19 protein-coding genes are annotated in these 24,601 nt (G+C 69.5%); 9 read left to right on the forward strand and 10 right to left on the reverse strand.

Annotated features, from left to right (window positions below; translation table 11 throughout):
• Positions 1-43: 43 nt before the first annotated feature.
• The gene (locus FMQ63_RS09320; protein WP_225909674.1) at positions 44-1,708 is read left to right on the forward strand and encodes a type VI secretion system contractile sheath large subunit; all 1,665 of its coding nucleotides are present in this window, start codon (positions 44-46) and stop codon (positions 1,706-1,708) included.
• 2 nt (positions 1,709-1,710) lie between these two features.
• Here the strand turns inward: FMQ63_RS09320 and FMQ63_RS09325 are convergent, their stop codons facing one another.
• The 3 genes from FMQ63_RS09325 to FMQ63_RS09335 form a co-directional block, all read right to left on the reverse strand.
• Positions 1,711-2,241, reverse strand: a complete 531-nt coding sequence (locus FMQ63_RS09325; protein WP_011550259.1) for a GNAT family N-acetyltransferase — start codon at positions 2,239-2,241, stop codon at positions 1,711-1,713.
• Between the two features lie 92 nt (positions 2,242-2,333).
• Positions 2,334-3,665 (reverse strand): hypothetical protein, encoded by a 1,332-nt coding sequence (locus FMQ63_RS09330; RefSeq protein ID WP_011550258.1) that lies wholly within the window; start codon positions 3,663-3,665, stop codon positions 2,334-2,336.
• A 51-nt stretch (positions 3,666-3,716) separates the two neighbouring features.
• Positions 3,717-4,964 carry a phosphatidylserine/phosphatidylglycerophosphate/cardiolipin synthase family protein gene (locus FMQ63_RS09335; protein ID WP_011550257.1) on the reverse strand — a complete coding sequence of 416 codons (1,248 nt, stop codon included), beginning with the start codon at positions 4,962-4,964 and terminating at the stop codon, positions 3,717-3,719.
• A 146-nt stretch (positions 4,965-5,110) separates the two neighbouring features.
• On the opposite strand from FMQ63_RS09335, the gene FMQ63_RS09340 reads away from it, so the two are divergent.
• Both FMQ63_RS09340 and FMQ63_RS37350 read left to right on the forward strand, forming a co-directional pair.
• Positions 5,111-5,839 (forward strand): hypothetical protein, encoded by a 729-nt coding sequence (locus FMQ63_RS09340; RefSeq protein ID WP_225909673.1) that lies wholly within the window; start codon positions 5,111-5,113, stop codon positions 5,837-5,839.
• Positions 5,840-5,994: 155 nt separating this feature from the next.
• On the forward strand, positions 5,995-6,165 hold the full coding sequence (locus FMQ63_RS37350) for a hypothetical protein (protein WP_020477941.1): 171 nt from the start codon (positions 5,995-5,997) through the stop codon (positions 6,163-6,165).
• A gap of 97 nt (positions 6,166-6,262) precedes the next feature.
• Here the strand turns inward: FMQ63_RS37350 and FMQ63_RS09345 are convergent, their stop codons facing one another.
• From FMQ63_RS09345 to FMQ63_RS09355, 3 genes are all read right to left on the reverse strand, one after another.
• Positions 6,263-7,483 carry an ABC transporter permease gene (locus tag FMQ63_RS09345; RefSeq protein ID WP_020477942.1) on the reverse strand — a complete coding sequence of 407 codons (1,221 nt, stop codon included), beginning with the start codon at positions 7,481-7,483 and terminating at the stop codon, positions 6,263-6,265.
• 19 nt (positions 7,484-7,502) lie between these two features.
• Positions 7,503-8,729: an ABC transporter permease gene (locus FMQ63_RS09350; protein WP_011550254.1), complete on the reverse strand. Its 1,227-nt coding sequence runs from the start codon at positions 8,727-8,729 to the stop codon at positions 7,503-7,505.
• Between the two features lie 289 nt (positions 8,730-9,018).
• The gene (locus FMQ63_RS09355) at positions 9,019-11,022 is read right to left on the reverse strand and encodes a lysyl oxidase family protein (RefSeq protein WP_011550253.1); all 2,004 of its coding nucleotides are present in this window, start codon (positions 11,020-11,022) and stop codon (positions 9,019-9,021) included.
• A gap of 271 nt (positions 11,023-11,293) precedes the next feature.
• On the opposite strand from FMQ63_RS09355, the gene FMQ63_RS09360 reads away from it, so the two are divergent.
• Positions 11,294-13,045: an MDR family MFS transporter gene (locus tag FMQ63_RS09360; protein ID WP_011550252.1), complete on the forward strand. Its 1,752-nt coding sequence runs from the start codon at positions 11,294-11,296 to the stop codon at positions 13,043-13,045.
• Positions 13,046-13,054: 9 nt separating this feature from the next.
• The gene (locus FMQ63_RS09365; protein ID WP_011550251.1) at positions 13,055-13,981 is read left to right on the forward strand and encodes a phosphotransferase family protein; all 927 of its coding nucleotides are present in this window, start codon (positions 13,055-13,057) and stop codon (positions 13,979-13,981) included.
• A gap of 8 nt (positions 13,982-13,989) precedes the next feature.
• Here the strand turns inward: FMQ63_RS09365 and FMQ63_RS09370 are convergent, their stop codons facing one another.
• The 4 genes from FMQ63_RS09370 to FMQ63_RS09385 all read right to left on the reverse strand — a co-directional run bounded on the left by FMQ63_RS09370 (position 13,990) and on the right by FMQ63_RS09385 (position 18,033).
• Positions 13,990-14,316 (reverse strand): hypothetical protein, encoded by a 327-nt coding sequence (locus FMQ63_RS09370; RefSeq protein ID WP_020477944.1) that lies wholly within the window; start codon positions 14,314-14,316, stop codon positions 13,990-13,992.
• 188 nt (positions 14,317-14,504) lie between these two features.
• Positions 14,505-15,275 carry a hypothetical protein gene (locus tag FMQ63_RS09375; RefSeq protein WP_011550249.1) on the reverse strand — a complete coding sequence of 257 codons (771 nt, stop codon included), beginning with the start codon at positions 15,273-15,275 and terminating at the stop codon, positions 14,505-14,507.
• The gene (locus FMQ63_RS09380) at positions 15,272-16,153 is read right to left on the reverse strand and encodes a hypothetical protein (protein ID WP_225909672.1); all 882 of its coding nucleotides are present in this window, start codon (positions 16,151-16,153) and stop codon (positions 15,272-15,274) included. Before FMQ63_RS09380 ends, FMQ63_RS09375 begins: the two co-directional genes overlap by 4 nt.
• 374 nt (positions 16,154-16,527) lie before the next feature.
• Entirely contained in the window at positions 16,528-18,033 is a 1,506-nt protein-coding gene (locus tag FMQ63_RS09385; RefSeq protein WP_011550247.1) for a M20/M25/M40 family metallo-hydrolase, read from the reverse strand.
• Between the two features lie 451 nt (positions 18,034-18,484).
• Here FMQ63_RS09385 and FMQ63_RS09390 point away from each other — a divergent pair, with 451 nt between their 5' ends.
• The 4 genes from FMQ63_RS09390 to FMQ63_RS09405 all read left to right on the forward strand — a co-directional run bounded on the left by FMQ63_RS09390 (position 18,485) and on the right by FMQ63_RS09405 (position 24,591).
• Positions 18,485-20,158 (forward strand): DUF262 domain-containing protein, encoded by a 1,674-nt coding sequence (locus FMQ63_RS09390; protein WP_011550245.1) that lies wholly within the window; start codon positions 18,485-18,487, stop codon positions 20,156-20,158.
• A gap of 1 nt (position 20,159) precedes the next feature.
• A complete protein-coding gene (locus FMQ63_RS09395; protein WP_011550244.1) occupies positions 20,160-21,389 on the forward strand; it encodes a type II toxin-antitoxin system HipA family toxin in 1,230 nt (409 codons plus the stop codon).
• A gap of 13 nt (positions 21,390-21,402) precedes the next feature.
• The gene (locus tag FMQ63_RS09400; protein ID WP_011550243.1) at positions 21,403-22,149 is read left to right on the forward strand and encodes a class I SAM-dependent methyltransferase; all 747 of its coding nucleotides are present in this window, start codon (positions 21,403-21,405) and stop codon (positions 22,147-22,149) included.
• 165 nt (positions 22,150-22,314) lie between these two features.
• Positions 22,315-24,591 carry a PAS domain S-box protein gene (locus tag FMQ63_RS09405; RefSeq protein WP_171452258.1) on the forward strand — a complete coding sequence of 759 codons (2,277 nt, stop codon included), beginning with the start codon at positions 22,315-22,317 and terminating at the stop codon, positions 24,589-24,591.
• Positions 24,592-24,601 lie beyond the last annotated feature (10 nt).

Below are 24,601 nucleotides of genomic sequence, written 5' to 3' on the forward strand. Positions count from 1 at the left end.
GCGCTAACGTAGCGGCCTTCTCGTCGTGGAGGGGATGCGGGACATGAGCCAGAACGGAAGCAGTGCCGAGAGCGCACGCGTGCGCTGGCTGGTGGTGGGTGCCTTCTCCCCGTCCCCCTCGGGCCGGCGCTTCCCGCTCACGGTGAACACCTTCGGGGATGAGCTCACGCGCGCCGCCAGCGGGCTCCGCGTCACCGTGGCGGACCGACTGGGCGCGGGTGACACGCGCACCGTCGAGCTGTCCTTCGACCGGCTGCGCGCCTTCAGCTACGCGGACGTCATCACCCGCGTCCCGGAGCTGCGCGCCTTGCAGCACCTGCACGAATCGCTGTCCACGTCCGATCCGCTGCGCACGCTGACGCCCGAGGAGGCCGCCACGCGCGTGGCCACCGTCACCGGCCCAGGCCGCCTTCCGGACGCGGTGGCCGAGGCCCTGCGCGCGGCCTCCACGCCGCCCGCTCCCACGGCGCCGACCGCGCCCACCGAATCCGGCGAGGACCTGGTGGAGACGCTCCTCAGTCGCGCCGACGCGAGCACGCCCGCCGCCGCGTCCCGGGCGGTGGATGCCTTCCTGCGCGCCATCAATCCACGCGTGCCCGCCACGCCCGCGCCCGTCGTCACGCCGGAGGCCGCCACCCGGCAGACGGCCCGGGACCTGGTGGAGCAAGCGCTGCTCCTCACGGCGAAGGACCTGCTCGGCGCCGAGCCCGTGGCCCACCTGGAGTCCGCGTGGCGCGGCCTCAAGTGGCTGCTGGACCAGGTGCCCGCGTCCTCGGGCATCTCCGTGGAGGTGCTGGACGTGGCGCGCGCCGGGCTGCTGGACGCCGTGCAGGGCGCGCTAGGCGCCGAGCCCTTCGAGCGCCCCGACGCCGTCTTCATCATGGATGCCACCGACGACGTCGCCCTCCTGGGCAAGCTCGCGGCGATGGGCGAGCGCGCGCAGCTCCCGGTGGTGGCCGCCGTGTCCGCGCCGCTCCTGGGCGTGGCGCAGGCGGAGCTGGCCGTGGCGCTGGAGGAGGAGCGCGAGCATGTCCCCGAGGCCTGGACGGAGCTGCGCCAGGACGAGTCCGCGCGCTGGCTGTGCGCCGTCATCAACCGCGCGGTGGTGGCCAGCGAGGGTCGCGGCGCGGCCCGGCGCGTGAGCTTCACCAGCCCCGCGCTGGCGGTGGCGGCGATGCTGGCGGCCAGCTTCCGGGACACCAGCGCCTTCGCGCGCATCATGGGCCAGCAGGGCGGCCTGAAGGCGCCCGCCATGTGGGAGCTGCCCACCGGCCGCGATACCGGGCTGAGCATTCCCACCGAGCACTTCCTCCCCATCCGGGCGCAGGCGCGGCTGGAGGAGCGCGGCATCCTGGGCCTGGGCAGCGGGCGCAACGCGGACGCGGTGCTGCTGGCCGCCGCGCCCATGGTGTTCGGCGGAGGCTACGCGGTGCCGCTGCCCGCGCAGTTGCTCACCGGGCGCATCGTCCGCTTCGCCACCTGGGTGCGGGACCAGTTGCCCGCGGGCACCGGCGGCGACGACGTGGACGCCATCTTCTCGCAGGCCGCGGAGGTGTTCCTCTTCCGGGGCGCCACGGAGAACGGACAACTGCGCGGCCAGTTGGTGGCCACGGACAACGGCCGCGGGGTGCACGTCACCGCCACCGTCCGCCCGGAGCACGCGGGCACGCGCTTCCAGCTCGCCTTCACCCTGCCACTGCGCGGCTGAAGTCAGTCCTTCTTGAAGCGCAGCACGTAGCCTTCGAGGAACACCGTGGGCAGGTCCAGGTCGCCCACGGGTTCGCGCACGAAGCCGCGCCGCTGGTACATGCGCCCCACGCCCTCCGCGCCCCTGCGGACGTGGAGGCACACGGCGTCCACGCCCCACTCGCGCGCCCGGGCCTCGGCGGCGTCCAGGAGGGGCTGGGCCAGCCCGGTGCCATGGTGACTCACGGCGGTGGCCAGGCCGCGCAGGTCGGCGGCGTTGGGCAGCCAGGCCTCGGAGCCGGGGGCACCGGGCTTGAAGAGCGCGACGGTGCCCACCACCTGACCGTCCAACTCGGCCACCAGCACGGTGGCCGCCTTGCGCCGGGACGCGACGTCCCGCAGCTCGCGCTTGCGCTCGTCGCCATAGACGACTTCCGGGAGCTTCTTCGCGTACTGGGTGAGGAAGGCATCCACCAACAACTCCCCCACCACCGCGTCATCCTCGGGCCGCGCCTCGCGAACGAGGGCCCGCTCTACGACATGCCGGGTGTCCATGGCCCGGAACTCTACGACCGGCCGCGCGTCCGCGCGATTTCACCCCGGCCAGCCCTGCTCATGTCTGCGTGCAGGCGGACACTGCGTCGGCGTCACCACTTGCCCAGGGTGCCAATCAGGTTGCCCGTCTTCGCGTCGAAGACATCCAGCCACACCCAATGCGGAACGTAGACGCGCCCACCGTGCAGCTTGATGTCGGACGCCCCCGAGCCGCTCTTGGAGTTGGGAATAGGGACGTCCCAACTGACGCTCCCCGTCCGCATGTCTCTGCGAATGAGCTGCGCTCCCCCCTCCTTCAACTCGTAGACCATGACGAGTGCGTCCTCGGAGAAGGCGAGGACCTCCACCACGCGCTCCTTCACCATCTTGGGGTCCATGTCGGCGACGTTGCCATGCCACAACGGGACCTTCTGGCCCTGCTGGAACACCGCCGCCATGGGCACGCGGCTCCCAGGACTCCGCTCACCCAGGACGACGTTCAGGTCATTCAGCTTGTAGACATGCTGAGCCGAAAACCCGGGAACGTCCGGCAGGTCGCGCGGGCGTTCACAGGGGATGGGACTCCTCCTCACCAACTGGGGGGGACACATCCGGGGGCCCCATTTGAACGGCGCGCAGGAGGGGGGCGGCTCGATGGCGGGCCGAGCGGCCGCCGTTTTCGTGTTGAGCAGGAGGTTCTGCCCATCCGAAACATCGACCCAGACGGACTCGGTGTCGCCCCGTGGGATGCAGAGGTTGCGAGGCTTGTCCGAGAGCGCCACCCGTCCGAGCTGCTTGCCCGTCTGCGGGTCGAGGATGCTCACCGCGTCAGGCGAACTCATCACCACGCGCCCGCCCTGATGAACGAAGTGCACCGTGCCGCTGAGCTCCGAGATTGACCCCTCGAGGCCCGTCTCCCAGAGCAATCCGAGCGACTTCCCATCGAACGCGGCGGCCATCGAGCGGATGTCCGTCCCACCGGTGTTGGGCATGAGCCGACGGATGCGCCCGACGAAGTCGTCCGTCCCGTCCCCGTTGAGGTCCACCACCAGGGGAACGCTCGTCGTGTCCCATTGAAACGTCGATGCCTTCTCCACCCCGGGTGGCCGCGCCACGACGATGGGAGCCGGCCCCGGCCCGCCCGGGATGGGACCACCGGTGGACTCGGAGGCAGTCGTCCAGGTGATGAAGCCCACGACCAGCGCGATGAGTGCCAGAACGACGCCGCCGATGGCCGCCAGTTGAATCACCCCGACCGGGATGCCCCCACGCTCCTCGGATTCTGGTACGGGCGGGGCCTCATAGGAGGGGAGCGGTGCCTTCTCGCCCCGCGTGTCGATGGAGGCATTGCAGTAACCGCAGGTGTACAGCTCCTGTCCCTGTGTGAGGGCGAAGGGCGCGTTACAACGAGGGCAACGAGGCGAGGTCGGGCGTGCGCGAGCCATGGCGCCTCTTTACCATCCCCTCCCCATACACTCCGAGCGTGGAACCACGCCTCAGAGAAAACTGCCGATGAACCACGGCAGCCGCTCGCCCAGCTTCTGCAAGAGCCCGCGCCGCTTCCACCCGCTCCAGTGAATCTCCCGCGAGTGGCGTAAATCCTTCTCAAAGGATGCGGCGAGCTGCGCCGCCAGCGCCACGTCCTCCACCACCACCGAGCACTCCTCCAACGTCGTCAACGCCAGCGGGTCCATGTTGGTGGAGCCCACGACGGACAGGGAGTCATCCACGAGCATCGTCTTGGAATGCATCATCGACAGCTCGTACTCCCAGATGCGCACGCCGCCCTCCAGCAAGCGCGCATAGGACGCCCGCTGCGCCGCGTTCACGGGCCCGACGTCATGGTGCCGCCCGGGCACCAGCACCCGCACGTCCACGCCTTGCTTCACCTTCTCCAGCAGCATGTCACTGATGGCGTCGGAGGGAATGAAGTAGGAGTTCGCAATCCAGAGCCGCTCCTGCGCCGCCGCGATGGTGAGCAGCGTCATCCGCCGCGCGTCCGACAGGAAGCGGTTGTCCGTGCTGGCCACGAAGCCGGCGCGCGCATCCCCCGCGTAGCGAGGCTCCGGGAAGTCCGTCGCCGGCAGGAAGTCTCCACCCGCCTCCTGCCAGTTCTGCGCGAAGGCGACCTGCATCTCTCGCACGGCCGGGCCCTCCACGCGGATGTTCATGTCGCGCCAGGACTCCGCGCTCTGCGCATTCCCCATCCAGCTCTTCCAGATGCCCCAGCCGCCGGTGATGCCCACCTCGCCATCCCTCACCACCATCTTCCGGTGGTTCCGCGCCCTCAGGCGAACCGCGTCCAAGGCCACGAAGTCACCTTGGATGGGCCGGAAGTAGCGCGCGTCACAGCCGCTGGCCGCCAGCGCGGGAATCACCGCCTCGAAGTTGACGCTGCCCAATGGGTCCACGAGCACGCGGCACGCCACCCCGGGCCGCCGCGCCGCCAGCGCCCGCACCAGCCGGTCCGACGGCTCACCGGGGCGCCAGATGTAGCTGATGATGTGGATGCTGGTGCGCGCGGCGAGAATCTCCTCCTCGATGGCGTCGAAGATGAAGCCGTTCTCCACCAACTCCACGCGGTGCCCTGGCACCAGCGCCACGCCCAATGACTGGAAGAACGCGAGCGAGCGCGCCTCCGGACTGGTCCCCGGCAACGCGCGCAGGCGCAGGTCATGCCGGTGATTGGGAGCGGGACACCCGGCGGCAATCAACACCACGGGCACGAGCCAGGCGAGCTTCACCGCCGGAAACTAAGCGCCCATGGCCCGCGGCGCACCTGCCGATGTCTCACGCAAGACACCCCGAGACGCGCGGCGGGCACCTCTCCACCGTGAGGGTGGAAGCCCCCGCCCCGCGTGCGCACCTTCGGGACACACCGCGTGTCGCCATGCTCAACGTGCCCTCACACCGACGTCCCATCACCGCGTGCACACTGCTGCTGGGCTGCCTGCTGTCCGCCGCGAGTCACGCGGCGGCCACGGACGCACCGCTGCGCGACACGCCACCTCCTGAAACACGTTCCAGGTACCTGGACACGCCCGCCGCCCCGTCCCCGGAAAGAGCAGCCGTGCCCACGTACATCGAACCGGAGGACGTCCCGCTGCCCAAGGGCGCATGGGTGGCGCACGGCGGGCTCTCGCTGCTTCCCGTAGCCGGCGTCTGGGGCGCCAGCCGCGTGGGCGGGGACACCCGCGTGGGTGCCACCGCGGCGGAGACGGCGGCGGGAATGCTCCTGGGCGCCATCCCCTCGCGGCTCCTCTTCTTCCGTCCCGCGGCGCCCAGCCCGGGGCGGTGGATGGAATTGGAGACCGTGGCCTTCGGCGGCGGCTTCGTGCTGACACCACCGCTGACGGCGCTCGGAACGTGGGGCCTGGGCGAGCTCGCCTTTGGCGAGAGTCACCATCCGGACCGCGCCTACCTGGGCGCGCTCGGCGGCGCGGCCCTGGGCACGCTGCTGGGCGTCATCGTCCACGAAGCCCTGGTGAAGCTGTCCAAGCCCAGCGCCCGCTTGAAGAGCGGCCGTCAGCTCGTCGGCCTGGGATTCATCGGCGTGGGCGCGACGTTGGGCTATCAATGGGCAGGCGGCGGACCTCGCCCAGACGGACACACGCGATAGTTCTGCTGCGTCTGTTTTCACACGCACGCGTTGTGCACCACCCAAGTCCTTGCAGTCTCAGACGCAGTGCGTGTGACACGCGGGGCATTGTGATTGTCAGACCCGGGCTCCACACTCCGCCGCGCTGTACGGACACCGCTGTTGGAGAGACCGCAATGACTGCTCGCAAGCACCTCCGAATCGCCGTCGTCCTCGCCGCCGCCGCCGCCGTGCTGGGCCTGGGAATCACCATGACGCCGGCCACGGCCGTCGCCGATGACTGCCAGCCCCCCTGCTACAAGCACCCCATCACCGGTGAGTGGATTTGCGGCACCCCGTGTCCGTAATCCCCGGACACACGTGCTGAAACACCTGGGGCCTCTTCCGCACCGCGCGGAGGAGGCCCCGTTTCATTCCCAGCCACCCTGCGGCACCTGCGTGGGGTCAGTCCGTCCGCATGGCCTCCACGGGGTCCAGCTTCGCGGCGCGCGCGGCCGGGTAGATGCCGAACAGCAGGCCCACGCCGCTGCTCATGGCCAGCGACAGCATCACCGCCCAGGCCGGCACCTGCGCGGGAAGCCCCACCATCCACTTCGCCAGTTGCGCCAGGCCCATGCCCAGGCCCACGCCCAACGCGCCCCCCACCAGCGACAGCACCACCGCCTCGATGGCGAACTGCGCGAGGATGCGGCGCCTCTTCGCGCCCAGCGCCTTGCGGATGCCAATCTCCCGGGTGCGCTCCGTCACCGCCACCAGCATGATGTTCAGGATGCCGATGCCGCCCACCAGCAGCGACAGCATGCACACGCCGAAGCTGGCCGCAGAAATCACCTTCGAGATGTTGTTGAACATCTCCGTGGCGCTCTCGTTGGAGAACACGAAGAAGTCATCCTCCTCCAACGGCTTCAGGTTGTGGCGCCGCCGCATCAGCAGCGTCACCTCGTCCTGCGCGCGCTGGAGCACCTCCGCCGACTGGGCCTGGACGCTCACCCGGTAGTTGCGCACCCCGAACAGCGCCTTGTAGACGGACAGCGGCATCATCACCTGGTTGTCCTGGCTGCCTCCACCCATGAAGCTGCCGCGGCGCTTGAGCGTGCCAATCACCTGGAAGCTGCGCCCCAGGATGCGGATGTTCTGCCCCAAGGGCTGCACGCCCGGGAACAACGTGTCCGCCAGGTCCTGGCCAATCACCGCCACGCGGCGGCCATCCAGGTACTCCGCGTCCGTGAAGGGCCGCCCGAACTCCACCACCACCGAGTTCGTCTGGAAGTACTCCGGCGTGCCGGCCCAGATGACCACATTGGGACGCGACTCGCGCTGCTGCGTGGACACCTTCTGTCCACCCTTGGAGTCCTCCGCCGCCGCCAGCAGCACCGACGGCTGCAGCCGGATGGCCTCCAAGTCGCCCTCGTTCAGCCGGGGCCGCCGCGCCAGCTCCGCCAGGGACAGGTTGCCGCCGAAGGGCAGCCGCTGCACCTGGAAGCAGTCGGAGCCCAGCTCGGACATGCTCTCGTTCACCTGGATGCGCAGGCCCTCGATGAGCCCCATCATCGACACCACCGTGGTGGCGCCAATGACGATGCCCAGCAGCGTCAGGAAGGAGCGCAGCAGGTTGGAACGGAACGTTCCGAACGCCAGCCGCAGGGTGTCCCAGATTGCCATCATCGCCGCCGTCTCCCGTCCGTCACTCGTGGCGAAGCGCTTCCACCGGGTCCAGGTTCGCCGCCCGCGCCGCCGGCCAGATGCCGAACAGCAGCCCCACCATCGCCGCGAACCCCACGCCCGCCACCACCGTCAGCGGCTCCACCGCCGCCGCCAGCGGCGTAATCAAGGACACGATGCGCGCCAGCCCCAGGCCCACCACGGTCCCCAGGGTGCCGCCCAGGGCGGACACGCAGGAGGCCTCCATCAGGAACTGGAGGATGATGGTGCGCTTGCGGGCCCCCAGCGCCCGCCGGACGCCAATCTCCCGCGTCCGCTCGCGCACCGACACCAGCATGATGTTCATGATGCCGATGCCGCCCACCAACAGCGTGATGAGGCCCACGCCCATGGCCGCGCCATAGAGCGCCCCGGTGAGCTGCGCGTACATGCTGGCCAGCTGGTCCGGCCGGTTGATGGCGAAGTCGTCCGGCAGCCCCGGCGGCGTGTTGCGCTCCCGGCGGAGCACCGCGGTGAGCTTGTCCACCACCGCTGGCGCATGCTCCGGCGACGTGAGGGCCACCGCGATGTTGGGCGAGCGCTTCTTGCCGAAGTGCGCCAGGAAGGTGCGGGAGGGCACCACCACCACCAGGTCCTGGTTCTCTCCCAGGATGGTGCCCTTGGCCTCCAGGGTTCCCACCACGCGGAAGGGCTTGCCCTCGAAGAGGATGCGCTGCCCCACCGGGTTCACTCCGGGGAAGAGCGAGCGCACGAGCTCCGCGCCGATGACGGCCACCTGCGCCCGGTTGTCCACGTCCGCGTGGGTGAGGAAGCGGCCCCGCTCCAGGGCGAACGAGCCCACCGTGGCGTAGTCCGGCGTGGTGCCCACCAGCAGCACCGAGCCGATTTTGCGGTCCAGGAAGCGGCCCTCCACGCGCTCGAAGAAGAGCGGCGCCGCGGCCAGCACGTGCTCGGACGCGTTGAGGATGGGCGGCACCAGGTCCGCACTCAGGTCCTTGCGGTTGCGGTACGACCACCAGTCGCCGTTGAGCGTCCAGGGGAACTTCGAGATTTGGAGCGTGTTGGCGCCAATGCTCGAAAGCTGATCCTCGAAGGAGCGGTTGATGCCCTGGATGATGCCGACAATGGCCAGCAGCGTGCACACGCCCACGCCAATGCCCACCGTCGTCAGCACGGTCCGCAGGCGGTTGGAACGGAGCGAGAACAGCGCGATGCGCGCCCCCTCCCACACATCGACCCGGATGCTCACGTCAGATTCTCTCCGCTGCGTTGCACGTCGCGCTGGTTGGTACGGGCCCCGGAACGGGTGATTGCACGCGACATTCCTTCGGTGCAAATCCAGTGTGCTGGAAATCCGTCTGGGACCCCGCGCGAGGCCGTCCTCGGCCCGCCAGTGTAGGTGTCCCACTCCCAGGGCGTGCCGGCCCCCACACCCGGCATGCATCCGTGTGGCCGCCCCTGGCCTCCACGCGAGGTGGGAACGGAAGACCGCTGGGACACCGCGCCAGGACGGCGGCACGGTGTCCCGGGCCTCATGATTACGGGACCACGGTCACGGAATCGCCCTGGATGCGGACGTTCAGGATGGCCTCGTTGGGGAGCACGTCCGCTTCCTCGATGATGTCCTGCTCATCCACGCCCACGCGCAGGGAGTACGTGCCGTCCGTCAGGTCGGTGATGTCAATCCACTGGCAGGGGATGTCGGCGACGTAGATGTCCGCCCAGCCGGCGGAGATGCTCATTCGGTCCAGCGGGAAGTGGAAGGGCGCCGCGTCATCGCACTGGCGCTGGTAGTCGACCAGATAGAAGCCCTGCTTGCGGCCCTCCACGACCTCGTTGCCCTGCGCGTCCCGCAGCACGTACTGGGCGAAGTTGGTGAGGTGTTCGTGGCCGTGGCACTCGTCCCAGACGTAGAGGTCCGGCCGCTCGTCCATGTTGGGCACCGAGGCCGCCGCCGCGCCCAGGTTCTGGATGGAGGTGCTGAAGCGCAGCAGGCGCCGCTCACCGGGCGCGGGCACGCAGCCCTCCAACATCTCACAGGAGTCCGCGGCGAAGGTGCGGCGCTCCACGTACAGCGTGCGGGCCAGCACGTCCGCGTCCACGGAGAGGTCCGGCTTGCCGTGCACCGGGTCCAGCGTCAGGCCACAGCCCGCCACGGGCGGCAGGTGCGGCGCCGTAGTCGGCTCCGCGGGCACCCGGCCACCGCCGAAGATGACGACCCGGCCCCCCGGCCCGTCGACGAGCCCTGGCGAAGGCGCAACGCCCGCCACCAGGTCATCGAATCGGTCGCCGTTCAGGTCCCCCGGCGCGATGACGGTGAAGCGGTGGAAGCCTTCGTACCCCTGCGGCAGGGCGTCCGCCCGCGGCCAGGACCACACGGGGCTCAGCGCCGAGGACACCCCCTCCGCCGGCGAATAGAAGTACAGCCGCCCCTCGGAGCCCGCGACGAAGTCCTGGCGCTGCCCATCCCCGTCCACGTCCCCTACCGCGGTGATGGTGGCACCGAAGTTCGCGAAGACGGGGTCACCCATGGCGGTCCACGTGGGCGCGGAGGCATAGCCGCCGCCCGCCTCCGACAGGTGGAGCCGCACCGTGCCACCGCCCGGCCCCGTGAAGCGCTCTGGCACCCCGTCCCCATTCACGTCCGGGAAGAGGCTCAGCGTCCGGCTGTCCACCGTCCAGAAGGGTTGCGCCGCGAGCCCGCCGTCACACGGCCCGGGGCTGCCGGCCTTGCAGCCATGGAGCAGCGAATAGACGTCTCCCATCGAATCCAATAGCAGGAGGTCCTGTGCGCCATCCCCGTCCACGTCGCCCGCGCGATGGACAGCGCCGGTGTAGAGCGGCTCCGTGCGCTCCACCAGGGTGAAGGGCCCTCCCGGCGCGCCGGGCGTGGCCAGGAAGACGGACAGCACCAGCCCCTTCACGCTGACCACGTCATCCAGGCCGTCCCCGTTGACGTCCGCGAAGACGGCGTTGTTGTACACGCCGCCGCCGGGCACCACGAACGCGGGCTCGGTGAAGACGCTGGCCAGGTCCGTCTGGCCCTTGAAGACGAGCGCGCCGTACTGGCCGGAGACGAGCACGTCCGCGGAGTCATCCCCGTCCACGTCGCCCGTGCTCACCGTCATCCGGGTGCCATTGGTCCGCGAGTTCGCGTTGCGCCAGTCCATCACCGCCGTCACGCCCTGCGTGGAGAAGTACGGCGCCTCGCCCGCGAAGAGCGACACCCGGCCGGGGTCTCTCGTGAGCGAGAGGCACGGAGGCGCGGCGACGACCAGGTCCTTCTGGCCATCGCCATTCACGTCGCCCAGCGCGATGGAGCGGCCGAAGCAGCCGGTGGCGTGCGCGGGGTCGTGCTCCACCTGCCAGAGCGGCACCTCGGAGAGGAACGTGCCTCCGTCCCCGGCTCCCGCGTCGCCTCCGTCGGGCTGCCCGGCATCCGGCGTTCCCGAATCAGGGTCCCCTGGCTCCACGGGGTCATCACATGCGCAGAGTGAAACGGCCAGCAGCGAGGTCAGGGCGACAGCGCTAATGCGTTGCATGGGGTGTGGTCCGGGAAATGCGTCGCGGGCGGTCCCTCGCGACGTCTGGGATTGGACGTCCGCAGCGTAGACCGTTCACTTCACCCAGCGCGAAGTGCTTGCCCGGTGCGGGGCATCTCCCGGCGCGCGCCCCCTCGCGGCACCGGAACGGGCGCAATCTTGCCGCCGCACGGAAACAGCTGGTGCCGCAAAGGGACTCTGCCGGTGGCCGTCTGGTAGGAACGTCCCCACCTTTCCCCTGGCGCCCCTGACCCGGGAGCCACCGCGACACATGGCCCCGTCCGCCGCTCCCGCCACCGCCAATGCGCCGCCCGCCTTCCCGGCGTTCACGCGCTCCCAGAAGGTCTTCACGCTGCTGGGCGCGGTGCTGGGGCTCTTGCTCGCCGCGCTGGACCAGACGATTGTCGCCACCGCGGGGCCGGCCATCCAGGCGGACCTGCGAATCCCCGCCTCGCTCTACCCGTGGCTCACCACGTCGTACTTCGTCGCGTCGACGACGATGGTGCCCGTGTGGGGCAAGCTGTCGGACCTGCTGGGCCGGCGCGCGGTGTTGGCCGCGGGCATCCTCATCTTCCTCGCGGGCAGCTTCCTGTGCGGGGTGGCGCGCTCCACGGTGGCGCTCATCCTCTTCCGCGCCGTGCAGGGGCTGGGCAGCGCGGCGCTGTTCACCGCCGCGCTGGCGGTGGTGGCCGACCTCTTCGAGCCCCGTGAGCGCGGCAAGTACCAGGGCCTCTTCGGCGCCATGTTCGGCCTGTCCAGCGTGGTGGGGCCGCTGGCCGGTGGGTTCATCACCGACCACCTGGGCTGGCACTGGGTGTTCTTCATCAACCTGCCCGTGGGCGCGGTGGCGCTGGCGCTGGTGCTGTCGCGCATGCCGCGGCTGAAGCCCCAGCGTGTTTCCCGGGGCGGGCTGGACCTGGTGGGAGCGTTCACGCTCGCGGTGGCGCTGGTGCCGCTGCTGCTGGCGCTCAGCCTGGGGCAGACGGACGGCGGCGACTGGGCCTGGACGTCGTGGCGCATCCTGGGACTGTTCGCGCTGTCGGCGGTGGGCCTGGTGGCCTTCCTCTGGGCGGAGCGGCGCGCGCCCGAGCCCCTGCTCGACCTGACGCTGTTCCGCCTGCGTGCCTTCAGCGCGGGCAACGCGGCGGTGTTCATCGTCGGCGGGGCGTTCCTGTCGGGCATCGTCTTCCTGCCGCTGTTCATGGTGAACGTGGTGGGGCTGTCGGCGACGCGCTCGGGGCTGACGGTCATGCCGCTGACGCTGGGCGTGGTGGCGGGGAACGTGCTGAGCGGGCAGCTCGTGTCCAGGGTGGGCCGCTACAAGGCGCTGCTGCTGGGCTCGCTGGTGCTGCTGATGGCGGGCTTCGCCGTCATGGCCTTCACGCTGACGCCGGACTCCACCCAGGCGGAGGTGACGGCGAAGATGGTGCTGGTGGGCCTGGGCCTGGGGCCTTCGATTCCGCTCTACACGATGGCCATCCAGAACGCGGTGCCACCGGACCAGATTGGCGTGGGCACCGCGGCGGCCACGTTCTTCCGGCAGCTGGGCATGACGTTGGGCGTGGCGCTGCTGGGGACGGTGTTCGCGTCCACGCTGTCCTCGGAGCTGGAGGCGCGCATGGCGCAGGCCACGTCGGCGCTCCCGGACTCCGTGAAGGCCGAGGTGACACGCGCCGCGCCGGGCGTCAGTGGCGAAGGCGGTCCCACCGGACAGGTGTTCCGCGCGGATGAGGTGAAGGCGCGGGTGCGCGCGGAGTTCGACGCCGAGCGGCGCCGTGCGGAGACAACGGCCGCTCCCGAGGCCCGGGCGAAGGTGGACGCGGACGAGAGACAGGCACTGGCAGCGGTGGACGCGGCGGACCGGGCGCTGAAGATGGCGTTCACTCGCGGCGTCTCCGCCGTGTACCACGTGGCCCTGTTCATCGCCGGCGCGGCGCTGCTGGTGACACTGTTCCTTCCGGAGCAGCACCTGCGCCGCAAGCGCCGGCGCATCGAGTCGCGTGCCAGCGCCCCGGAGCAGTAGCGTCGCGGCATGGCTCACGACGCGGAACAGTCACCCGCGCTCACGGACGCGGAGGCCGCCGAGCGCATCCACGCGCGCTTTCCCGCGCTCGCGACGGCGCGGGTCGTCCGCCTGGGGGAAGGCACGGACCATCAGGCCTTCGAGGTGGAGGGGCGCTACGTCTTCCGCTTCCCCAAGAGCGACGAAGCCGCCGAGCACCTGAAGTGGGAGGCGCGCCTGCTGGCGTGGCTCGGGCCCCGGCTTCCCCTGCCGGTCCCCGACTACCGTTTCCTCGCGCACCCTGCCGCCGACCTCGCTGCGGGCTTCGCGGGCTACGAGAAGCTCCCAGGGACGCCCGCGCTCCTCGTCGAGCCTGAGCGGCTGGACCTGTCGGACCTCGGCCGCAGGCTCGGCGCCTTCCTGAGAGCGCTCCATGCGCTCGACCCCGCCGAAGCCGCTGCGCTCGGCGTGCCGGCGGACGACGACCCGGAACTCGAAGCGTGGTCGGCCGCCGCCGTGGACGATTTGCGGCTCGCCGTCGAACACAGCCATATGGAGCCGCACCGGGCTGCGGACTGGGAGCAGCGGCTCAGGGTGCGCCCCACGGAGGGACGCGGCGCTCCCCGGCTGGTCCACGGCGACTTCGCCGCGGAGCATGTCCTGGTCGATTCCCACGGTGCTCCCACGGGGGTCATCGACTGGAGTGATGCGTGCGTCGGAGACCCCGCGAGGGATTTCGCCGGACTGCTCCACTGGGGCGGAGCGCCCATGCTGACCGCCTCGCTGGAGACGTATGGCGCGGTCAGCCCCGCCGTCCTCACGCGGGCGCGGTGGTTCGCCGCCTGCCGCGCGGTGGCCGACATCGCCTTCGGCCAGACGCAGGGACGGCCGGAGTACATCGCCGCCGGGCAACGGGCGCTCACCGGACTTGGGAAGCACCCGCCCTTCGACGCGTAACGCGCGGCTCAGGAGCCGCTGCAACGAACCTGGATTGGATGGCTCTCCAGCACCACACACTCGCCGCTGCTGCACTTGAACAAGTCACAGATTTCCGGGGACTGGACGCAGCGGATTTCGGGGCCCGAGCCCAGGTTGAACGAGGCGCAGGAGAGGCCCTCGGGGCATTGCTTCTGCTCCCCGGTACACGCCGGGCCAAGCACCTGGCCCTCCTTCAACGACAGCCTGGACTCGGTCTCCGTGGGCACCTCGCCCTCGGCACCACGACAGCCCGCCAGGATGAACGCGGCGATGACCCACTTCAGCCCCGGAACACGCTTGCCTTGCTTCATCATGAATGTCCTCCCACGAACCAGTGACTGTCCGAGCCGAGCAAGACATACGCCATCGCAGACGAGGCCCGTCAGCTGAGCAGCCACCCGCGTGACGCGGGCGACGCCATGCTCCAAGGGGTGCCTCGGAAATCCAAGGGCCCCCAAGCCGCCCTCAGCTTCCCGAGGTCTTCGACTGACCAGAAGTGAGCTTAGAGATCGGCGAACAAGTCGACGGCCGCCTGAGCAAGCAAAGCCCGGTCGACCTCCTCGAGTCCTTCTGCATAGGCAATGATATCCAGCACACCTGCGGCATCCGTGCTCCAGAACAAGCGCTGCAGTTTGTCACGGAGCGCCTGCCCTTCCTCGCCGGCCTGCTTCAGTGATGCGCGCACGTCATCCAGCCCCACGAGCTTGACGTAGGCAAAGATATCGAAGCAGTCCTTGGTCTCCGTTGGCCGCTGCTCCAACTTGGCGCGAACCTTCATCGAGAGGAATCCAACTGCGTCCGGCAGCCGGATTCGCAGCGAGGTCTCTCCCATGGGGAGAAACACCGGCTGACTTCCACGCAGCGCCAACCGCGCATCAGGCAGCGGCGTCATGCTCGTGGGGAGCTGTTCCAAATCGACTCCAGCAGGTGCGAACAGGTCGAGGTGCATCACCCCTCCCGGAAGGGTTTTCGACCAACGAAAACTGCGCGTTCGCTCGTACCCCCGGAGCTTGAGGACCTCAGGTAGACGCTCCGCCCCGAATTCGGTGCCATCCATGTCGAAGAGCAGATCAGGCTCGTGGGAATAGCCGCGCTCAATCACGGCGCCTGTGTCGGTCGTGACGGCGATGACCCCCGACCCACCCTTGCGGAGCGACTCCAACGCGAGCACCTGCCCGCCGATGAGCACGACGTTCCAGGAGAGATCTCCCAGTTGCAGCAGGAGTTCACCCAGTTCTCGCAGAATCTCTTCGAACTGCTCCTGCTCGGTCATGGCGCTTCCTCTGAGATGGGCAGCGCCTGTGCGAATCGCTGCACCAACTCATCCGCCTGTTCCTTGCCGCGCCCCCCACTTTGATGGAAATCCACGGTCAACTGAGGCAACGCCACACCCAGGCCATGAGGAAGCGTTCGTGGCGAAAAGAAGACCCCTCCGGCATCCGTCTCAGCCGAGGGCTCCGCCCGCAACACCCAGAAGTTATGAGGCATCAGACGGCGCAGCCCGAAGGCTTCGACAGCCGCGTCGATAGAGCCCGTGAGATAGAGCCCGTGAGGCAGCCCCGACACGAAGCGCTCTTCAGGCAGCAAGGCGCTCGCCAGCGTATAGATGCCCCGAATGCCTTGGGCCTTCAATCGCTCAAGGCCCTTCCCCAACAACTCCGGCGTGGTGGAAGGTGCGTTGAAACCATCCAGTGTCACGGAGGTCTTCTCGCCACTTGCCATCCACGCCCTCAGCAGGCGCACGGGAGCCCTCAGCCGAAACCCACTCCGCTTGCCGACCGGCTCGACATACCCATCGAGCACGAGGTGGCGGACGACGCCGTACGCATAGGAGTAACTGGTCTGCGTCCGCTCCGACAACGCGCGGACCGTCTGCGCTTCTCCCGGCGACTGCAACAGGGTCCGGACGATGCGGCACCCCTTCCCGTGGAATACCGGCTCACGGGGACGCCGCTGTGACGGTTCGCGCCCCTGTACACGAATGAAGGTGCTGCCTGAGCGCAGGAAGAATGTTCCTCGCTGATCGACCAATGCGACGTCTTCTTGCTCGCAGGCCGCGATGACTCCAGATGACGCGGAATCCGTCGCAATCATCGGGATGCGGACAACGGGCAGGCGCTCGGCGGTCCCATCCCGCTGGTCCAGCGCCACGCTCGCTGCGCGCAGGCGTTCCCGAAGTGAGTGCACGTCCGCCGGGAGCAACGGCGCGCGGTAGGCCATCAGGACCGGCACTCGGACCTGGGGGAGGACCACCTCGGCGAGTTCATAGATCGCCTGCCCACCAGGCCCTCGGCGCGGCAACAAGAAGACGTCTTGGCGCAGGAGTTCCACCCCCCGAGGTAACCGGAGGTCCTGCTTCCAGAATGCGTCTCGAAACTCCGCAGTCGAGTCCATTAACTCTGTCGATAATACGCAATATGCGCCAAATACGCGCGCATGTTTCGCCAGAAGCGACCATTATCGACAAAATTTAAAGAATCATGCGGTCCAAGGGCACCCCGGCTGGCCTCCCCCCAAGCGGCCCCTTAGTTCCCTGAGGTCTTCGACTGCTGCGCGGGCACGGTTACCGGCGCGGGCCCACGCGGTGCCGGCGCCTCGGGGCGCGTGAGCGTGCCGGGCATCTCCGCCAGCGCGTACGTCATCCACGCCACGGCGGCGGTGCTGCGCGCCAGGTCCTGCGGGTCCACCTTGTCCAGCGTGTCCGCCTCCGTATGGTGCACGTCGAAGTAGCGGCTGCTGTCCACCTCCACGCCGAAGAAGGGCACGCGCGCGGGCATCAGCGGGCTGATGTCCGCCCCACCCGCCTCGCGCGCGGAGAACTGCGTCACCCCCAGCGCCGTCAGCGGCGGCAGCCACGGGCGCAGCAGGTCCTGCCCGCCCTCGCCCGCGCGCACGCTGACGCTCACGGGCCGCCCGCCGCCCGCGTCCATCTCCAGCGCGCCCACGTGCCGGGGCAACTCCGCCGCGTGCGCCTCCGCGTAGGCGCGCCCACCGCGCAGGCCGTTCTCCTCGTTCATGAAGAGCACCACCCGCACCGTGCGCCGGGGCGCCTGCGGCAGCTTCGCGATGAGGCGCGCGGCCTCCATCACCATCACCACGCCCGCGCCGTCGTCATGCGCGCCCGTGCCCACGTCCCACGAATCCAGGTGCGCGCCAATCAGCACGATTTCCTGCGGCTTCTCCCGGCCGCGAATCTCCGCCACGACGTTGGAGGAATCCGCGTCCGGCAGCTCGGAACTGCCCAGCATCAGCTTCACGCGCACCGGGCCGCCCGCCAGCAGCCGGTGGAGCAGGTCCGCGTCCTCCGTGGCCACCGACGCCGCCGGAATCCGCGGCCCCTCACTGGGGAAGTTCGTCGCGCCCGTGTGCGGCGTGCGCAGCGACGCCGTGGCAAGCGAGCGCACCAGCGCGCCCACCGCCCCGTGCTTCGCGGCGGCGGCGGGGCCTCGTGAGCGCAGCCCCGCGAAGCGCCCGTAGTCCGCGGCCACCGTCATGGTGTGGTTGAAGAAGACGAACTTCCCCTTCACCGCCGCGCCCAGCGACTCCAACTGCTCCAGCGACGTCACCTCCACCACCTCGGCGGTGAGTCCCTCGGGCGCGGTGGGCGGGCTGCCGCCCAGGGCCAGCAGCGCCAGGGGGTGCCCCCGCGTGCGCTCGGAGGCCAGCACCTCGCCGGACGCCTCGCCTCGCACCCAGTGCGGCACCTTCACCGGCTCCAACCACGCCTTCACCCCGTCGGCCTTGAAAGAACGCAGCGCCCACTGCACGGCGGCCTCGGCGCCCGGCGACCCCGACAGGCGCGGGCCAATGCCGTCCGTCAGCTCGGCGAGCCGCGCATAGGCATGGCCATCCGTGAGCGCGGGCCCAATGAGCTTCTCCGCGGTCGCCTGCGCGTACACGGGCGCGGCACGCTTCGCGGTGACGGTGGGCTTCGCGGGGACGGCCTTGGGCGCCGACTTCGCGGCGGGTGCGGCGGCCGACAGCAACTGGAGCGCGAGGGAAGCGGGCAGGATGAAGGTGGCGACGGGCAAGGGTCCTCCAAGGGGAGGCGCTCACTCTCCGTCGAGCCCCTGGGCCTCGCAAGCGACGGTGAGCGTCACCACCGCCCAGAAGCGGACAACGCCCGTGCGTCATGCAGGCATGGAACCGAGGGGCGGAGCGAGAATCCCAGGGGCCACCGCGCGCCGAGAGGGGGAACGCGGCGCGCGGGGCTCAACTGGGACTTCCACGACGGTGTCGCTTTTGGGGGAGGCAATCACCGCCGCCGCGTCTCACTCCGAAGAGGAAACGTGGACGGCATGTTGAAGGGCGAGCGAGCGCCCGTCAAGCACGCGCCCCCTCCGAGCCCATAATCGAACATTCACACCCGGTGAACACAGACGATTCCACTGTCACTGTCCAAATCAGGCAATTCCCCAGGGCCGCCACCGGAAGGCGGGCATCCCGTGCGGGGCGTGTTACAGGCCGGACAGAGGTAAGCGCATGCAATCCACCCTGACGCGGCGGCCCCAGGCGACGGCATTCAGCATCGAGGATCTGCTGGACCGCGTCCAGCGCGGTGAGGTGCGGCTGCCCCACTTCCAGCGGCCCCTGCGCTGGGAGGCCGGCGATGTGAGGGATTTGCTCGACAGCGTGTACCGCGGCTATCCCATTGGCACGCTGCTCTTCTGGAAGCGCGAGGCTCCCGCCGCCAGCGTGAGCTTCGGCCCGGTGCGCATCGACGCGCCCTCCCACAGCCAGGCGCTGTGGGTGGTGGATGGGCAGCAGCGCATCACCGCGCTGGCCGCGGTGCTCCTCCACCCGGAGCAGGAGCCCGCCGCGCGGGACGGCTTCACGCTCTTCTTCGACCTGGATACACACGAAATCGTCCAGCCCGCGCACGGCGAGCCGACGCCTCCGCACTGGCTGCCGCTCAACCGGGTGCTCGACAGCGAGCAGCTGCTGGGCTGGCTGGACCGCTACCCGGGGCGCGAGAAGAACCCAGAGCACGTGCGCGCGGCCATCCGTCTGGGCAAGGCGGCGCGCGAGTACCAGATGCCCGCGTACGTCGTCGAAGCCGCGGAGGAGAAGACGCTGCGCATCATCTTCAAGCGGCTCAACACCTCCGGAAAGCCGCTCACCGACGACGAGGTCTTCAACGCGCTCTACGGCGGCACCGCGGGCTCGCGACTGCCCAACCTGAAGGCGCTGGCCACCAGCCTGCTGGAGCTGGGCTTCGGCCGCATCGATGAATCCCTGCTGCTCAAGGCCGTGCTCGCGGTGCGCGGCCTGGACTTCACCCAGGACTTCCAGAAGCAGCTTCGCGAGGAGGACGACCTCACGCAGACGCTGCTCCAGACGGAAGCGGCCCTGCGCAGCGTCATCGTCTTCCTCAAGCGCGACGCGGGAATCCCCCACGGGCGCCTGCTGACGAACCCGCTCTACTTCGTGCTGCTCGCGCGCTTCTTCCACCTGCACCCGGAGCCGTCGCCGCGCACGCGGGACTTGCTCGCGCGTGGGTTCTGGCGCGGCAGCCTGGTGGACAGCTTCCTCGACAGCCGGGCCCTGTCGCCACAGGAGTTGCTGGCCGCCATCGGCCCCGACGAGGAGCAATCCGTCCAGTCCCTGCTGGCGCAGGTGCGGCCCCTGTCCGACGAATGGCTGGCCCAGCACGCGCAGCCCGCGACGTTCGGCCTCGCGCTGCGCTCGCGGGGCATGGCCCTCAATGCCTTGTACGCGCTCCAGCCGCGGCACCTGCGCACCGGCGCCCTGCTGGAGCCGTCCCAGCTCTTCAGCGACACCGACCCCGCCAGCCTCAGCCCCGTGCTCAAGTCCCTCACCGTGCAGGAGCCCGACGCCGAGCTGAAGCTGGACCCCGCGCTGTACCGCTCCTTCCTCTACACCCCCGCCAACTACCTGATGCACCCGCCCCTGCCCGGTCAGCCCCTGCTGGACGTGCTGCGGGACGAGCCCGCGCCGCCGCCCGAGGTCCTCCAGAGCCAGGCCATCACCCCCGCCATGCGCGACACGCTGCGCGAGGGCGGCACGCTCGAATTCCTCATGCAGCGCATGGAGCTCATCGATAGACACATCATCGAGTTCCTGCGGGCCCGCACCCGCTACGAGGAGTCGGACCGTCCGTCCCTCCAATCGCTGGTCGTCGAGGAGGAGGACTGACTTGGAGCCCACCCGCACCACGGCCGGAATCCTCGACGTCCACCTGGGCGACGTCCACGTCGGCACGCTGACGCTGCTGGAGGACGAACGCATCGAGTTCGTCATCGCGGAGGAGTACCGCCAGCGCTACCCACGCCCGGTGCTGGGACAGATTTTCGAGGACGACCTCTCGCGCCGGCACGTCAGCCGCCTGCGCCTGCCTTCGTACTTCTCCAACCTGCTCCCGGAAGGCTCGCTGCGCGAGCTCATCGCCGAACGCGAGCAGGTGGCCCGCCAGCGCGAGTTCTTCCTCATCGCGCGGCTGGGTGAGGACCTGCCCGGCGCCATCGTCGTGCGGCCCGCCAGCGTGCTGTCACTCAGCGGAATGGAGCCGCTGGAGGAGCCCCAGCCGCCCCACGCGCCGCAGGAGCAGGAGCCGCTGCGCTTCTCACTGGCGGGCGTGCAGCTCAAGTTCTCCATGCTGCGCCGGGACAAGGCGATGACGCTCCCGGCGGGTGGACGCGGCGGCAACTGGATTGTGAAGCTGCCGGACAACCGCTACGACCGCGTCCCGGAGAACGAGTTCTCCATGATGACGTGGGCCCGCGCCGCCGGCATCACCGTCCCCGAAGTGGCGCTGCTGGACGTGGCCGACATCCAGGGCCTGCCCGAAGGCATCACCCTGCGCGAGAACGTGGCCTACGCCGTGCGCCGCTTCGACCGCCCCGAGCCCGGCCGCCGGGTCCACATGGAGGACCTGACGCAGGTGCTGGGGCTGTACGCGGATGAGAAGTACAAGAAGTACAACTACGAGACGGTCGCCAACGTCATCTACAAGGTCGCCGGACTGGACGCGCTGCACGAGTTCCTGCGGCGGCTGGTGTTCATCACCGTCATTGGCAACGGGGACGCGCACCACAAGAACTGGTCCCTGCTCTACCCGGACGGCACCCGCGCCACGCTGTCACCCGCGTACGACTTGGTGTCCACGCTCCAGTACATGCCGGCGGACACGCTCGCGCTCAACTTCGCGAAGTCAAAGCGCTTCGAGGACATCTCCCTGGGCAGCTTCGAACGGCTGGCGCGCAAGCTGGCGCTGCCCCCCAGCGACGTGCTGCCGGTGGTGAAGTCCGCGGTGGAAGCGTCGCTCGACACCTGGTCCTCGCTTCACGCGCAACTGCCCCTGCCGGATGAGAGCCGCCGCCGCATCGAAGCCCACTGGAAGCGCGTGCCCCTGCTCCAGGGGCAATGAACCGGGGCCCGCCATGAGCGAAGACGCCTTCTTCACCGTCTATGGCAACCTGCCCCGTCACGGCCCTGGCAGCGACGACTGCACCCGGGAGGCCCTGCGACGGCTGCCTCCGCTGCCACCGCACCCGCGCGTGGTGGACCTCGGCTGTGGCGCGGGCGCGCAGACGCTGGTGCTCGCCGAGGCACTGCGCACCCGGGTCATCGCGGTGGACCTGCACGAGCCCTTCCTCGACCAACTCAAGGCACGAGCGCGCGAGCGGGGCCTGGACGCGCTCATCGACGTTCAGCGGCAGGACATGGGCGCACTGTCGCTGCCCGAGGCTTCCTTTGACCTCCTCTGGTCCGAAGGCGCCATCTACCACCTGGGCTTCGGTCCGGGACTGCGGCGCTGGCGCCCGCTGCTCGCGCCCGGCGGCCTGGCTGCCGTCACCGAATGCACCTGGCTGACCGATGAGCGCCCCGACGAAATCGCGCGCTTCTGGGGTGAGGTCTACCCCACCATGGGTACGGTTTTGGAGAACCGCGCCGCCGCGGAAACCGCGGGCTACGAGGTGCTCGACACCTTCACCCTTCCCGCCTCCGCATGGTGGGACACCTACTACACGCCCCTGCTCCAGCGCGTCGCACACCTGCGCGCCCACGGTGATGCGTCATTGGAAGACGCGCTCTCGGCCGCCGAGCAGGAGACCCGCCTTTATCGCCAGTACGAACACACCTACGGCTACGTGTTCCATCTGTTACGCAACCCGTCAGCGCTTTGACTCCGCGTACGAGCGACCTCATCCATAAAATCAGGACATGCAATTTTTCCACAAATAGTGTCTATGTCCCGGAAAGCGCAAAGGCGTCTACGAACACCTCGCATGCCATGACCCGGCCTTCCCCCCAAGCCGGCGTTGGCTGCGCCCTGGCAACCCAAGGGAAGCATGTCGACAGAGCAGTGGGCCCACCGCTTCTTCGAGCTGTCCACGGAGCCCTACGTCATCCTGGGCCGTGATGGCGTGTTGCTCGAAGCCAATCCTGCCTTTGGCCACCTGGTGGGCCTGTCTTTGACGTCACTGCGTGGCATGGCCTTGCAGGATTTCATCCCCATCGAAGATGCCGCCGTCCTGTTCGCGCATCTGGGTTCCACAAGCCCCACCTCGCGCACCTGCCGTTGGCGCCGGCCGGATGGGTCCTGGCTGCCTCTGTCCTGGCGCATCACCGCCGCTTCGGAGTCGGAGCCACTCTACTGCACGGTGCAGCGGGCCGAGGAACCATCCGCCGCCCCCTGGCCGGAGAGTGACTACCTGCCCTTCGGCCTCTACCTGGTCGACATCCGCACGCGCCGGGTCCACTACGTCAACCACCGCTTCTGCCAACTGTGGGGCATCACCGAGTTGGAGGGCGCCATCCAGCGGGGTGAGTTGTCCCATGACGAGGTGATCCACCATTGCCTCAAGGCTGGCGACGCGGCGGAGTTCCTGCGCCTGTGCGCGGCCCCGGACCAGGGCTGCGTGCCGGGCCTGGTGGAGGACGAAGCCAGGCTGTCGGATGGACGCACCCTGCGACGGCTGTCCACGTCCTCCTCGGTCGCGGGGGACGCCATGCGCTACCGGATGTTCGCGTTCGAGGACGTCACCGAGAGCAAGCGCACGCAGGAGGCGCTGCGCCGTTCAGAGGAGAGCTTCCGCAGGCTCATCGACCGGGCGCCCGAAGGCATCTTCGTGCACACCCAGCGGCGCTTCATCTACGCCAACCCCACGCTGCTGCGGGCCCTGGGCTACGACGACCCGGCCGAGCTGATGGCAAAGCCCATCTGGAGCATCGTCCATCCGGATGACCTGGAGCTCGTGAAGGACCGCGTGCACACCGCGGCCGTGAAGGGCGCGCTGGCCCCGCTGCGGGAGGTCCGCTACCTGCGGCGCGACGGCACCTGGTACGACGCGGAGAGCGTGGGCATCCCCATCGAGTTCGACGGACACGAGGCCGTCGTGGTGATGGCGCGCGACATCACCGAGCGCAAGCAGGCCCAGTCGCAGCTCCTGCAGAACGACCGCATGGTGCTGGCCGGCACGCTGGCGGCGGGCGTGGGGCACGAAATCAACAACCCGCTGACCTACGTCATGGCCAACCTGGCCTCGGCCCTGGAGTCCGTGAGCCGCCTGGGCGCGGAGCTGACGCGGGCCGGAGAGCGCGGTCCCAGCAGCGTGGCGTGGCCCGCGACGCTGCATGACGCGGAGGCCCTGCTGAAGGAGGCGCAAGAAGGCGCCATGCGCGTGCGCAACATCGTGCGGGACTTGAAGTTCATCTCCCGTCAGGATGAGGAGCGGCGCGAAGCGGTGGACGTGCGGCAGCCGTTGGACTTCTCCATCAACATGGCCGCCAGCCAACTGCGTCACCGGGCGCGGCTCATCAAGAAGTACGAGTCCGTCCCCCGCGTGTACGCGGACGGCTCGCGCCTGGGCCAGGTGTTCCTCAACCTGCTGGTGAACTCGGCGCAGGCCATTCCCGAAGGCAACGCCGAGGAGCACCACATCACCGTGTGGGTCCGCGCCGGACCGCCGGGCAGCGTGCTGGTGGACGTGAGCGACTCCGGCTGCGGCATGACGCCCGCGGTGCTCTCCCGCGTCTTCGACCCCTTCTTCACCACCAAGCCCGTGGGCAAGGGCACGGGGCTGGGGCTGTCCATCTGCCACAGCCTCATCCGCAAGCAGGGCGGTGACATCACCGTCCGCAGCGAACTGGGCCAGGGCACCACCTTCACCGTCACCCTGCCCACGGCGCCGGACGCCGTCCCGACCCAGGCCGCGCCGGTGGCGCCCGCGCCCCACGCCGAGCGGCGGGGACAGGTGCTGGTGATTGACGACGAGCCCGCGGTGGGCCGCTCCCTGGCGCGCATCATCGGCATGCGGCACCGGGTGACGGTGGTGAACAACGGCGAGGACGCGCTGGCGGTGCTGACATCGGGCGCGCCGTTCGACGCCGTCTTCTGCGACCTGATGATGCCGGGCATCTCCGGCATGGACGTCTACGAGCGCGTCCGCGAGCGCGGGGATGGCATCGCCGAGCGCTTCATCTTCATCACCGGCGGCTCGTACACCACGCGGGCCCGTCAGTTCCTGGAGCGCGTGCCGAACCTGCAGATTGAGAAGCCCTTCGACGTGGAGTCGATTCATCAGGGCCTGGGACAACTCCTGGGTGCCTCTCGTGGTAGCGAATGACGCCGGGCGT

The sequence above is a fragment of the Myxococcus sp. CA005 genome, from assembly GCF_006518205.1.
In the GTDB taxonomy this organism is placed as follows: domain Bacteria; phylum Myxococcota; class Myxococcia; order Myxococcales; family Myxococcaceae; genus Myxococcus; species Myxococcus xanthus.